Source organism: Halalkalibacter suaedae, assembly GCF_017939705.1.
GTDB lineage: Bacteria > Bacillota > Bacilli > Bacillales > Bacillaceae_D > Halalkalibacter > Halalkalibacter suaedae.
Genome location: NZ_JAGKSQ010000001.1, coordinates 600,820 through 614,993, shown reverse-complemented (window position 1 = coordinate 614,993; position 14,174 = coordinate 600,820). Strand labels below are relative to the sequence as shown.

Sequence of the window (14,174 nt, the reverse complement as noted above, 5' to 3'; positions counted from 1 at the left end):
AACTGGAGGGAGGACAACTATTTGAATCACTCCATTAACTAAATACTACACTCTATTGTCTAACTTCTGTAATGGTCAACACAGATGAATCTAGAACAATATAGAAATAATGATGATGTGCTTTCTGCTTAATAATTAGCGATGGCTATTCTTATTAAGTTTATCTAAGAAATGATGTAAACGTAGTTGAAAAATACTTTAAATAAAATTTTTATTATTAGTATCCGACCTTGCCAAACGAATCTCAAAAGGAGATAATGTAATAGTAGATTAGTTATTCATCTTAATTAATAGTGGTATTTAAGTGAGTGTGATAAATAATGAAAATATGTTTTCTTTCGGGAGCCTCTGTCATACATACAGTTAGATGGGTTAATGCGATGGCAGAAAGAGGTCATGAAGTAACTCTAATATCTCTTCACGCTCCTTCAATGAACAAGTTCCATAAAGATGTTAAAGTGATACATTTGAAATTCTCGTTACCGATTGGATACTATATTGCCTCAAGAAAAGTTAGAAGGATTTTGGAGGAAGTTAATCCAGATATTGTTAATGCTCACTTTGCTAGTGGTTACGGAACTTTATCAAGACTAACTAATTTTAAGCCAACACTGCTTTCTGTATGGGGGAGTGATGTTTTTTCGTTTCCTACAAAGAGTAAGTTAAAACAACGGATCCTTAAAAAGAACCTGTTAGCTGCTACTCTTATCGCTTCGACAAGTGAAGTGATGAAGGAGAAAACGGAGTCTCTTGTCAATCATAGCAAACCAATTGCTTTAACTCCTTTTGGTGTAGATATTGAGCGATTTAAACGAGTGGATACGTTTAAAAACAACGAAGATATTGTTATTGGAACGATAAAGACTTTAGAAGAGATTTATGGTGTCAATTATCTGATAGAAGCGGTTGGGAAATTGGTAGATAGGCTCAATAAAGAGGGACATACACAAACTGCAAAGCGAATTAGGCTTCTCATTGTAGGAGAGGGGAGTCAATATGAAGATTTGCAAACCCTAGCCGTGTCTAATAATATTAGTTCAATTACAACGTTTACTGGAGCTGTGCCTCATGAAGAGGTGCCTAAATACTTAAATAAGATTGATGTTTTTTGTGCACTGAGTTTACAAGAAAGCTTTGGCGTGGCTGTAATTGAGGCCTCTTCTTGTGAGATACCTGTTATAGTTTCAAATGTAGGTGGACTGCCAGAAGTAGTGCTAGATGGAGAAACAGGATTTGTTGTTGAAAGTAAGAATAGCTCTATGGTAGCTGCTCGGTTATATGAATATGTAATGGATCAGTCCTTGCGAGAAGCGATGGGCAAGAAAGGTAGAGAGCTTGTCAAAAGGAAATACAATTGGACAGACAACATTATTGAGATGGAGAATTTATATAAAAGTTTAGTTAATAGAAAAGAGGTCAATTCTTTATGAATTGACCTCTTTTTTCGCTAAAAATAAACATATTTACCTACTATTCATCAAAGCTTTTAATAGATATAATAAAATCACGAATGAAATTTGTAGAATTTTATCATTACAAGGAGGGGGATTATGCAAGTTAGACTGAAAAAACACCTTCCCTTTTTACTTATAGTAGTTACATTGGGACTACTATTTGGGGTAGGACAAGTCTCGGCAAATCAGACAATTGAACGAATTTCTAGTAGTGATCGATTAGGAACAGCGATTGAAATCTCAAAAAAAGGTTGGACAACTAGTCCTACAGTTATCCTGGCCCGGTCAGATCACCCAGCTGATGCTTTGGCTGCAGCAGGATTAGTCGCTACTAAGAATGCACCGATTCTGCTAACAGATAGTGATCAGTTAGATAGTCGAATTATTAATGAAATTAGACGTCTAAAAGCTACACAGGTTTATCTACTTGGCGGAACAATGGCGATAAGTAGTACTGTTGAAGAGAAACTAAAGAATGAGTTCAATGTGAAGAGGATATCAGGAAAAGAACGCTTCACAACAGCTTATGAAATAAACAAAGAGGCTGGACTATTATCAAATGACACGGCGATTATTGTGAATGGGAAAACCGTTGCAGATGCACTTTCTGCTTCAAGTGTTGCAGCGAATAAAGGCTTCCCTATTTATTTGGCTGATCAAAACCGACTACCGGTTGATCTACCTCAATCTGTTAGGAATGTCCTAATATTTGGCGGGACGGCAGCTATCAGTCAGTCATTTGAAAATAGTTTAGTATCTCGGGGCTTAAAGATTACTCGTATTTCAGGTTCTGATCGATATGAGACAAGCATTAAAGTGGCTCAATGGGCAGGACTCTCGGGTGATGCTAATATTCTTGTTCGAGGAACGTCAGTGAAAAATAGTGGAGAGGATTACCCTGACGCTGTTGCAGCATCAGGTCTCGCAAAGCGATTACAAGCTCCTATTATTCTAACGCATCCGACTAATCCATCATCAAAGGTGATTGACTATTTATCAAACTCTAATCAACGAACAACTATTTTAGGAGGAACTGCAGCAGTTAGTGCCTCAATAGTTGATCGGATACAGAATGCAAACCAACCTCAAACGGTTCAATATGGTACTGTAAAGGTAAGTAGTACTTTAAATGTAAGAAATGCACCTGTTTCTGGTGATCGTATAGGTGCACTATCGAATGGAACTAAAGTAGAGATTCACGAAGTAATTGGAGGTTGGGCTAAGATTAAATATGGTTCAGGCTGGGGCTATATTAGTCTGACCTATGTTACAATTTCGCAACCATCTTCTTCTTCTCCAGTAGCTGGTGAAATTATTGCGATTGATGCTGGTCATGGCGGTAAGGATGGTGGGGCAGCTTACGACGGAATTGTCGAGAAAGAACTAGTACTTGATGTTGCTTTAAGAGTAGAAAAGAAACTTGAGGCTCAAGGTGCACGTGTTGTAATGACGCGTAGAGACGATACATTTATTGAACTAGTGAATCGAGCGAAAATTGCTAATGAAGCGAATGCAAGTTCGTTTATTAGTATCCACGCAAATGGTTTTCGTTTAGAATCAGCCAATGGAACGGAGACGTATTGGTCTAAGGATAATAATTCTAAGGAACTTGCAACACTAATTCAAAATCTATTATACCAAGAGCTAGGTACGACTAATAGAGGGGTTAAGTCGAACGATTACTCTGTTTTGAGAAACACGAAAATGCCAGCGGTTCTTGTAGAATTAGGTTTTCTCTCTAACAAAAGTGATTCAGATAAGCTTAAAACGACTAAATATCGAGAAAAAGCGGCAAATGCCATTTATGAAGGTATTGTTGAATATTACAGAAAAAGGTAATTTATTAGATGTTAGAAAGGGTTTGAGCCCTTTCTAGCATCTTTTTTTGGATGAGTATGACACAATGTGTCTAAATTGTAATGTAAATGTAACCTACCAGAGTAATAGGTTTGATAGAATGAACATAGTAAATTAGTAGGGAGTGTTCGTTTGTGTCAAAAAAATTACTATCACTAATTATAGCGTTTACATTGATTCTAACTACATTAGCTTTTCCTATACATAGTTTTGCAAATACGCAAGTAAATACAGTTATGTCAACGGCTAATAGTTTAATAGGCACTCCGTATCGTTGGGGCGGAACATCGCCTTCAGGATTTGATTGCTCTGGATTTATGAGTTATGTATTTAACAAAGCAGGAGTATCTCTTCCTCGAACAACAATTGACCAGTATAAAGCAGGGACTTTTGTTAGTAAAACTGATCTACAACCAGGCGATGCTGTATTCTTCAAGAACACTTACCGTCAAGGTATATCACATGCTGGAATTTACGTAGGAGATAACCACTTTATTCATGCGTCAAGCTCAGGTGTCGTTAAAACATCATTAAATAATCCATATTGGAGTCCTAAATATCACGGTGCAAAAAGATACATTAAACCAGTTGCGGTTAAGCCAGTAGCAAAACCGGTAGAAACGAAACCAGCAGAAACTCAGCCTGTTACTACAAAACCTCAAAGTGCTGAAGAACAAATTATTGATACTCAAATTGAATTAACTACCTTAAAGGGTTCTACAAGAGAAACAACTGCTGTTGAGATCTCTAAAGAAATATACCCAAATGGGTTCGATCCTAAACATCAATATAAAACAGTAATTGTTGCTACAGCGTATGAATTTGCAGATGCATTATCAGCAGCTCCACTAGCGGCTAAATATGATAATGCTCCTATACTGTTAACGGAAGCAAATAAATTAAATAGTAATGTTGCTACTGAGATCAGACGTCTAAAGGCTGAAAAGGTTATAGTGTTAGGAGGAGAACAAGCTGTATCAACACAGGCCCTTCAAGAAGCTGAACAGATTGTTGGAAAAGGAAATGTTTCAAGAATATCTGGTAGCACTCGCTATGAGACGAATGAAAAGATCAACAATCAAGTTGGAGAAGTAGAAGGGTATTTTGTTGTCTCAGGACAAGAGCCAGCAGACGCATTGTCAGCAGCTCCGATTGCTGCACAAAATAATTGGGCGATCGTTCTAACAAACAAAAACAATATTAACTCAGAAACGATTGAGGCACTAGAAGGAAAGAAGATTAGTGTCCTTGGTGGTGAGGCGGCTATTTCTAATCAAGTATATAATCAGTTAGAAGTCGAAGCAGCAACTATTAATCGTCTGTCTGGAAAGAATCGCTATGAAACCTTATCAGCGGTGCTAAATGAATTCGAAACAAACATGGATAAGATATACATGGCAACGGGTAAAAACTTCCCTGATGCATTATCAGCAGCTTCACTTGTTAATGCGACTGATGGAACATTGCTTTTAATTGGTGATTCGGTTGATAACAGTTTAGACCAATATATTACTAGCTCAAATCCTAACAATTTATATATTATTGGTGGAGTCGTATCTAATAAAGCAATTAACTCATTTCTACGTTTAGCTAATTAATATAGAAGAAGCTGTCTCTTTTTCAGAGACAGCTTCTTTTTAAGTTGGGCAGTTCTTCCAGTCCAACCGTTAAAATTCTCTTTGATAGAATTCTATATTGATAGTAAACTAATGTAAGTGTGATATGATTGAGAAACGATAGAATGGAGGGCTTTATCTTTGAAAAAAATAGGTATAATCCTTATTATATTTCTTTCAGTTTTTATCGTTTCTAATGTTGGACTGGCTACAGAAGAAGAGATCGTAATAAAAAAGAAAACGGTTAGTTCCTATCAGTCAACAGAAGTAAATGAAGATTATGACATGTTTGAATTCATCTCGGTAGACGAAGCTGACTACCAGGACCAGCTCGATAAATGGGAGAATGATCCCGAAGTTGAGTATGTTGAAGAAGAGATTTTCTATGAGTATACAAATGTTAATGATACTTATTTTGATTATCAGCTCAAAGATTTTTCATTACTGAATGTTACAGAGGCATGGTCACTCTATCGTCCAGCACATCAATCGATTGTTGCTGTTCTAGACTCGGGCGTTAATATTAACCATCCAGATTTAAAAGAGAAAATCTATAAGCCATTTAATGTCTATGACAGTACGAATATAGTAACTGATTTTGTTGGGCATGGTACACATGTAGCAGGTCTAGTTGGTGCACAAACTAATAATGGAATAGGAATTGCTGCAATTGCAAAGGACGTTCTCATAATGCCTGTCAAAGTTGGAGATAAACGAGGGGCTAGTAATGCGAACATCGTAAAAGGGATTCAGTACGCTGCCCAAAACGGTGCGACGATCATCAATCTCAGCTTAGGTGGCTATGATTACTCAAAAGCAATACATGATGCGGTAAAGGCTGCAACAGAGCAAGGGATATTAATTATCGCCTCTGCTGGAAATGACGGTGTACAGAATAAGATGTATCCTGCTGCGTACCCGGAAGTTCTTTCAGTTGGAGCGGTTAATAGTTCAAATAAGCAGTTGGCTCCTTTTTCAAACTTTGGAGACTGGGTGAATATTAAGGCACCGGGAGTGAATCTATACAGTACTTGTGTGAAGGGGACGATGGAACCTTTTACGGAATGTCAGAGTTCAAACCCATACCTATACTCCTCAGGAACAAGTATGGCTAGCCCTCTTGTGGCTTCAGTTGCTGCGATGCTTAAGAATCAAGCCCCGTCGCTATCTAACAAACAAAATCGGTACCTTTTGGAAGCGAGCGCACAATCAGATATTATTAATGCCCAATTAGCAAATGACCGTCTGCATACAGAAAGTCGCATATCTGGAAAGACTTCATCTGAAACAGCACTTGCTCTGGCGAAATACGGGTGGCAGACTATAGGCGAAACCGAGCTAATAGCTAATGATCCAAAATTGAATCCAACGTTATCTTTAAAACAAGGAAGATACATTGTTTTGGCTAGTAATCAGTCGTTTCCAGATAGCTTGGCAGCGAGTGGATTAGCAGCAAAGCTAGACTCTCCTATTGCCTTAACCCGTTCTAATTCAATTGATGCAGAGTTAATAGAGGCTCTCTCTGAATATCAAGTAACGGATATAATTATTGTTGGAGGAAAAGCGGCGATAACAGAAGAAGTCGAAACTAGCTTGCGTGATTCGGGCTTTGGTGTACATCGTATAAGTGGTTCAAATCGATATGAAACAGCAACAATGATTAACAATTATGTCGCAAGGCAAAATGGTGAGGTTATTATTGCATCAGGACAGAATTATCCAGATGCACTGTCCATCTCTGCGTATGCGGCTAAGTTAGGAATCCCAATCGTATTTGTTGAGAAAGATCGCATTCCGCATGATACGAAGGCATTTTTACAAAAATACCAATTTAACCGTGCTTATGTAATAGGGGGGACTGCAGCTATTTCTGATTCGACTATGAAACAATTACCTAATCCAATTCGTATTTCGGGAACTGATCGATACGAAACGAATATAAAGGTTCATAATTATTTTAAGAATGAGTTAGGTGAAAAGAAAGGATATTTACTTACAACTGGACGTAAATTTCCAGATGCGTTAGCCGGTGGGATGGTTTCCGCAAAAGAATCAATGCCGATTCTTCTAGTAGAACCTAACCGTCTTCCAAGTAAAGTAAAATCATATTTAAAGACTGAAGTGGAAAATAGTTCTACCAAGCTTACGTTTCTTGCTATAGGAGGTAGAGACGCAATTTCAACGGATGTGAAGTGGCAAGTTGACCAAATTATCTATCAAGATTTTTATGATTTTAACACAAGTCAAGCTACAGATAAGGATTCGAGCCTATAGAGGTCTTTAAAAACAGTACCCTTTTTTACTTTTGTTTTGTGAAATCTATTTAGGTTTATTTCGGGTATTAAAAGTCATCATCATTACTATAGGCTCGAAACTATTCAGTAAAAAAAGCCTCCCGATTAAGGAGAGGCTTTTTCCGTTTATTCATTCCAAGTAGAGGTCATCCGTTCGCTAGCTTGCTGAAAATAAGTAGGTACGGATAGGTGGCCAATACTATAAAGATTATTTTCAGGTTCCCACACGCCATAAGCATCCAGCGCTTTTTGGTAGATACCCTTTGTCTCGTTGTCTTTAATGCTATTCGATTTGCTAGAGTCAATATTCCCCTGTTCCTGTATCGGGATATAGAAACGAGCTAGTGTATCCTTTGTAGAATGTTGAAACTGTTTTAGGGCAAGACCTGTAGCAGCATGATCAGGATGAGGGTCAAGTTCTGTAAATGCATGGTGCAGTTGAACGATTGAATCCTTATTGAACTGTTTGATCACGTCAACAACAGCATCGACTTCTAATCCACCGTCAGGCAAATCAAGAATATGTAACTGTTCGTCAGTAAGTCCTAATACATGCATCGATTTCCTAAATTCGTTCACCCGTGCCTCTCCGAATTGATCAACAGATATAGGCGGAGAACCTTCTTGTTCTAATTGCTTGTTTACTAATGTAATAGCGTTACTTGCCCTGCCTTGGGTTAGAAGGACAATTGAAACCTCTCGATTAGATTTGAGGTCATCTAGAATAGCGGGTCCGAAGCTTAAAATATCATCATCTGGGTGTGGGATGTAATAGATTGAATGCTCGTGTTGATTCGTACAACCAGTTAAAATAAATAATAACAGTAGAAAAAAGTAAAATTTCTGTTTCATTTTCAAGTCTCCTTGTTTAATAATAGCTAGAGTGGCTCCAAGATATTTTTAATAGAAAGGAAATACTATATGATACAAAAGCGCATTGAATCAATAGATGTCCTTCGGGGTTTTGTTGTTGTATTATCAGTTTTTGTAAGTGCACTCCCTTATGGAGGTTATCCCCTATTTAGACATGCAGAATGGTATGGATTAACGATCACTGACTTTATATTTCCAGCTTTCTTAACCCTTTTTGGAGTTGGTCTTGCGATTGCTAATTTCAAAGGTGTTAATTGGAAGAAATTAATGAGAAGAACGTTTTTGCTACTCCTTTTCGGGCTGCTATTTAATATGATTGTTTCATGGAGCATAGACATACATAATTTGCGCTTTACAGGTGTTCTGCAACTCTTTGCCATTGCTGGTCTATTTACCATTCTACTCACACGTCTTGTGACAAGGATACCGTATATCTTGTTACTTTCTATTAGTATAAGCACACTATATCTATTTTTCCTAATCGGAACAAGTCAGACATGTGGGGGACTCATTCCACAGGCAGACTGCCTAGCTAGTTTTAAAATTGATCGATTTCTATTTACTGACGTTCATCTATACCGAGCCGGTAGTAGTGGCTTTGATCCTGAAGGCTTCGTTAATATGATTTCTGCTTTAACAAATGTATTAGCCGGATATGCGATCGGATTAATTTTAATAAGAAAAGATATTAACAAAAAGACAATGACTCTCCTCTTGATTGGTGGTCTCTTTATCCTAATCGGCTGTGTCTTCTCTCAATGGATTGATTTTAACAAACGGATTTGGTCTCCGTCTTTTAGTTTAGTAACGACCGGGATGACATTGTTTCTTTTAGGTTGCTTGTATTGGTTAATAGATAAGAAGAACTTTTTAACAAAACAAAATCCTGTGGTCGTATATTTGACCGCATTTGGAAAGAATAGTTTACTTATTTATTTTGGTAAATTAATTTTACTAACTTTTGTTAGTAAAATCACATTGAATGTTATTGGCATGGATTCAACAATAGCTGATGTGCTACATCGGTTTGTCCCTTCAAAGGTAGGTTATGCTTTTCTATTTGTCCTTTTTTGGTCAGTTGTTGCTATTATCATGCATTTGAACAAAAAGTATGTAAAAGTCTAAAATAAGCCATTTTTGTCACTAGGACTTTACTCGTATTTAATCAATTAAGCTAGTCGAATCTAATAAACTAGTGATAGAATACGTAAAGAAGATGTAAAATGCTGTAGAAATGTAGAGTTACATCTAGAAAAGCTTTTAATAGGAGGAGAAACGTATTGCGGAAAAAACTTTTTGTATCTGTACTAGCCCTTTTAAGTATCTGTCTTATTGCGATTACAATTCATATTCCCTACACAGAAGCTGCTACTCCTGTAAGAGAAGTATCTGTTAAACTTAAAAACCATCTCGGAAATCAAAAGGATGTTAAGGTTAGTATTAAAGGAACATATGTCTTAACAGAAGATAACAAGGTAACGCTAACGTCAAATCAATCTTATACAGTAAGGCTCGAAAACAACCAATTGAACCTATATAGAGATAGTTCTAGAATTGCTAGCTCTTCTAGTTCTCTTACTGTTACTCCATCTGTATATGGTACGAGTAATGTGATTGAGATTAACGAACGTCCTTATTTAGGATCCATCACATTTACAAAAGAAGATGGGTATGTTAGACCTGTCAACAAACTCCCGTTAGAAGATTATCTAAAGGGTGTTGTTCCACACGAAATGCCAGCTAGCTGGAACGTCGAGGCGTTGAAGGCACAAGCAGTTGCAGCCAGAACCTATGCATTAGGTCATGGCTCGACAATCATTGATGATACGATTAGGTATCAAGTATATGGTGGTTATTTTTGGGGGAGTACATTATATAGAAACTCTAACACCGCCGTCGAGCAAACTGCCGATCAAGTATTACGGTATAATGGAAAACTAATTTCTGCTGTCTACTCATCAAGTAATGGTGGGCATACAGAGTCCAACTCTAATTATTGGGGCTCTACACAAGTTCCGTATCTAGATGCTAAACCGGATTCATTTGATCCAGTGAACAAATGGGCCTTTAGCTTGGACAAGCAACAAATTGATACAACTGGACTTGATTTAGCGAATCCTGATTCTTGGTGGAATTCGGTCTCTGAGAACCGAGACAACAGAAATGAACTAAATAATATTAAATCTTATATTAATTCAATGAGTGATTTCCGAAATACTAATTTGAAGATTGTTGGGATTCCTACACTATCAATTACTAACAAAAACACAAGTGGGAAGAGTACAAAGGGATCTATCCAGGTAGACTACTTTGTCCGAAATTCGGATGGTTCGTATCGAAGAGAGAATGGAGCAACCCTCTCTAGTGAGGATACAACGACCTTATCTGGGGCAACAAGATATGAAACAAGTGTAGCTGTAGCCAAGGAAGGATGGAATACGAGCTCAAACGTCATTATTGGACGTGGGGATCTACCTGTTGATGCTTTAGCAGGTAGTGTGTTAGCAGATAAATTAAATGCACCACTTTTATTAACGGACTCTGCTAAGATTTCATCTAGTGTATTAACTCAAATCAAGGAATTAAAAGCTTCAACTGTTTACTTACTTGGTGGGACAGCAGCAATTGATCCAAGTGTGCAGAAGACGTTAGAGACAAATGGTTTAACTGTGGAGCGTATTTCTGGATCTACTCGTTACGGGACATCGGTTACCATTGCAGAGAAGGTGAATGCTTCTTCGGAATTAATCATCACAAGTGGTTCAGCAACTTCTCCTGATGCTTTATCCATTGCATCTTATGCGGCAAGTCAACAAATCCCTATTTTGTTAACAGAAGCAAAAAGGTTGAGCAGTGAAGTAAAGGAATATGTTAAGAACAGCGGTGCTTCTACTATTTATGTAATTGGTGGAACAGCAGCAGTTTCTGATAATGTTATAGCAGAGCTAAAAGCATTGGGAATATCCTCAATTAAGCGTATTTCGGGCTCGGATCGATACCGGACAAGCTTGGCTATCGCGGATGAATTTAGTTTTGATAAGAGTAATGTGTTCCTTGCTAGAGGGGATGTCTTTATTGATGCTCTTCCTGGTGCAGTATTAGCTGCTCAAAAAGGAGCTCCAGTAATCTTAACTCAAAAGGATGCATTTCCATCTGCATCACAGGCATGGCTTAAACAATTGGAATCTCGTCCACATATGTATTACCTAGGTGGAGAACAAGCAATAAGTACAGCTGCTAAAAATCAGATACATGCATCTCTTTTAGGAGATATTAAGAAGTATACTCTAAAGCTTGATAATGTTAACATCAGCACTTTACGCTCATTGATTGGTGGTTCGATTTTCAAAAGCTATCATATTGATAGTGTTACTGACCAAAGTGGCCGATTTACAGTTAATGGTAGAGGCTTTGGACACGCCGTTGGAATGAGTCAATACGGTGCTAATGAACGAGCTAAAGCTGGACATCAATATAATCAAATTCTTGAATTCTATTATCCTAAGACAAGTTTAGGAAAATAGCTAATAGTGATAGAAAGGTGTTTTGGAAGGTGAGAAAGCTCCCTTTTAGAACACCTTCTTTTTTTGAGGAAACTAACGTGGAATCAAGCAACAATTATAGTATAATGATTGTTATGACAAATTAAAGGAGTAACGCAAATGAGTACCAATCCCTTTTTCACGGTTATCATGCCAACGTATAACCGCTCGGCAATTATGAAAGAAGCGATAGAAAGTGTTTTGAAGCAAACATTTTCTGATTTTGAAATTATTGTGATTGATGATCATTCTACCGACGACACAGAAAAGGTTATAACAGACCTAAACGACGAAAGAATTATATATAAGAAAAACACACGTCAAAAAGGTGGAGGTGGTGCACGAAATGAAGGTATTTTTTCAGCTAAAGGTTCTTGGATTGCCTTTTTAGATGACGATGATGTTTGGCTTGAAGAGAAGCTAGAGAAGTTTTATGAAAGAATAGCTCAAGCAGATGCTGAAACAGGACTCGTCTATTCGGCGTTTACATATTACGATTTCAAACAGAGGAAAGAATTGAAACTCTATTCACATGGAAAAGAGGGTTGGATTCGAGATTCCTTACTTTATACGAATTGGATCGGGACATATAGTGCTGTGGCGATTGAATCAAAGCTACTAAAGGAGCTTGACGGACTTGATGAATCCTTTTCTTCTTACCAGGATTTAGAACTGTATGTTCGTGTATCCGAAAAGGCAAAAGTGGCTTTTATTAACCAATCATTAACCTTATATAGAGTAGACAATACAGATAACATTTCCAAAAGCTTTGAAAAAAAACTTAATGGTAACTTGAATTTTTATACTAAGTATAAAGAAGATATCCATAAAAATAAAAAAAACCTTCACCGTGTAAAATCACAGTTGTTCTTAAATGCCCTTGGTGCAAAGAACTGGAGCCTTGCCTATAAATCTATACCATGGACGCTCGCAGGAATTGTATTGGATCCAAAGAATATACTGATTGTCTCCAGAACACTAGTGCAACGCTTATTAAAGAAATAGAACTTATTGGTAGAGGAGAACAATTAATGTTATCAAGACACGCAATTGCTTATCTTTTCTCACACGGAATTCCTTCAATTATTGGTTTTATAAGTATTGTTGTTTATACAAATTTGCTTACACCTGAGCAGTACGGGGTATATGCAATAGTGTTTGCAATGGCCGCTGTAGTGAATTCAGTTATGTTTGAATGGTTAAGATTGAGCCTATTACGCTTTTATCCGAAATATGGGCATTCCCCTCAAGTGATTGAAACAGTGAAGCTTTCTTTTATGGCTATCATGGTTGTAACGGCTATTTTTTCATTACTTATTTTTGCTTTTTATGGTGAGCAATTTTCAGCTGTAAGTATAGGATTTATCCTATTACTTTCTTGGTCGCAATCATGGGCAAATATGAATTTATCGCTTGCACGTGCAGAGCTAGCACCTAAGAAATATGGAGTAATTGCCTTTAGTCGAGCTACACTTGGCTTTCTATTCGGGACGATTCTTATCTATTTAGGCTTTGGTGAACAAGGGCTACTTGCCGGCTTAATCATTGGTTTTTGGCTTGCTCTAATCTTACCAACAATTAAAACTTGGGGGCTTTCACTAAACGTAAAAGCTTTTGACAAATCCTTGTTAAAAGAATTCGCAAGCTATGGAACGCCATTAACACTAACGTTGTTGCTTGGAGTAATCATTCATAACTCGGATCGTTTAATCATCGATCATTTGCTCTCAAAAGCAGAAACGGGTATTTACGCAAGTACGTATGATTTAACAGAGCAATCGATTTTTACATTAATGATGATCATTAACTTGGCTGCTTTTCCTATTGCTATGAAAATGATGGAAGAGAAGGGTGAGAAGGCGGCTTATGATCAAGTTAAAAAGAACATCAGTCTACTATTTTTTATTGCTTTGCCCGCTGCAGGGGCTTTTATTGTATTAGGACCTAATATTATTTCTGTTTTATTAGGAGAAGGGTTCCAAAACCAAGGGCTTTTATTAGTTCCATTCATCGTAGTGGGTGCGTTATTAAAAGGCTTTAAACTGTATTGTGTGGATATAATGTTTCATATTCAAAGAAAAACAAAGCTTCAAATTATACCAGTTGTGATCGCTGCAATTGTTAATATTGTTTTAAACTTCATGTTAATTCCTCAGTATGGGATTGAAGGAGCAGCGTTTGCGACAGTCACAGCCTATCTCGTAGCAGTAATATCAGGTTGGCTCATTGTTCACTTTCAAATACACTCTATTCCAATTGCTTATATGGAATTAACCAAAATAGCTATTGCTACAGGTTTCATGTGTTTTGTTCTATCACTACTTCGAGGTTATTCAGGTTGGCAAATGCTAATTATACAAGTGGTTGTTGGATTAGGAGTCTACGTTATAGCGTGTCTATTACTAAATATACTTTCGGTAAGAGATCAAGTGTTAAGAAGGTTAAAAGAAAGATTTTAGACTTTCTTCAAACTCAATGCTAGGGTATTATAGAAGGTAAGGTGCTATAGAATGAATCGAGATGTACAGGTGAGGTTGA

The 14,174-nt window shown here is 37.3% G+C and carries 9 protein-coding genes; 8 read left to right on the top strand and 1 reads right to left on the bottom strand.

The window, feature by feature from the left end; genetic code table 11:
* The first annotated feature begins 320 nt into the window (after nt 1-320).
* From J7W16_RS02955 to J7W16_RS02940, 4 genes are all read left to right on the top strand, one after another.
* Complete coding sequence (locus J7W16_RS02955; protein WP_210595691.1) at nt 321-1,430, top strand: glycosyltransferase; 1,110 nt, start codon at nt 321-323, stop codon at nt 1,428-1,430.
* Nucleotides 1,431-1,550: 120 nt separating this feature from the next.
* Entirely contained in the window at nt 1,551-3,293 is a 1,743-nt protein-coding gene (locus tag J7W16_RS02950; RefSeq protein ID WP_210595690.1) for an N-acetylmuramoyl-L-alanine amidase, read from the top strand.
* Nucleotides 3,294-3,445: 152 nt separating this feature from the next.
* Nucleotides 3,446-4,909: a cell wall-binding repeat-containing protein gene (locus J7W16_RS02945; protein WP_210595689.1), complete on the top strand. Its 1,464-nt coding sequence runs from the start codon at nt 3,446-3,448 to the stop codon at nt 4,907-4,909.
* A 159-nt stretch (nt 4,910-5,068) separates the two neighbouring features.
* Complete coding sequence (locus J7W16_RS02940) at nt 5,069-7,201, top strand: S8 family serine peptidase (RefSeq protein WP_210595688.1); 2,133 nt, start codon at nt 5,069-5,071, stop codon at nt 7,199-7,201.
* Between the two features lie 146 nt (nt 7,202-7,347).
* Here J7W16_RS02940 and J7W16_RS02935 read toward each other — a convergent pair whose 3' ends face one another.
* Complete coding sequence (locus tag J7W16_RS02935) at nt 7,348-8,073, bottom strand: PIG-L family deacetylase (RefSeq protein ID WP_210595687.1); 726 nt, start codon at nt 8,071-8,073, stop codon at nt 7,348-7,350.
* Between the two features lie 69 nt (nt 8,074-8,142).
* On the opposite strand from J7W16_RS02935, the gene J7W16_RS02930 reads away from it, so the two are divergent.
* The 4 genes from J7W16_RS02930 (at nt 8,143) to J7W16_RS02915 (ending at nt 14,095) form a co-directional block, all read left to right on the top strand.
* On the top strand, nt 8,143-9,219 hold the full coding sequence (locus J7W16_RS02930) for a heparan-alpha-glucosaminide N-acetyltransferase domain-containing protein (RefSeq protein WP_210595686.1): 1,077 nt from the start codon (nt 8,143-8,145) through the stop codon (nt 9,217-9,219).
* 155 nt (nt 9,220-9,374) lie between these two features.
* On the top strand, nt 9,375-11,618 hold the full coding sequence (locus J7W16_RS02925) for a SpoIID/LytB domain-containing protein (protein WP_210595685.1): 2,244 nt from the start codon (nt 9,375-9,377) through the stop codon (nt 11,616-11,618).
* 138 nt (nt 11,619-11,756) lie between these two features.
* On the top strand, nt 11,757-12,641 hold the full coding sequence (locus J7W16_RS02920) for a glycosyltransferase family 2 protein (RefSeq protein ID WP_210595684.1): 885 nt from the start codon (nt 11,757-11,759) through the stop codon (nt 12,639-12,641).
* Between the two features lie 26 nt (nt 12,642-12,667).
* Nucleotides 12,668-14,095 carry an oligosaccharide flippase family protein gene (locus J7W16_RS02915; RefSeq protein WP_210595683.1) on the top strand — a complete coding sequence of 476 codons (1,428 nt, stop codon included), beginning with the start codon at nt 12,668-12,670 and terminating at the stop codon, nt 14,093-14,095.
* Nucleotides 14,096-14,174: the final 79 nt, after the last annotated feature.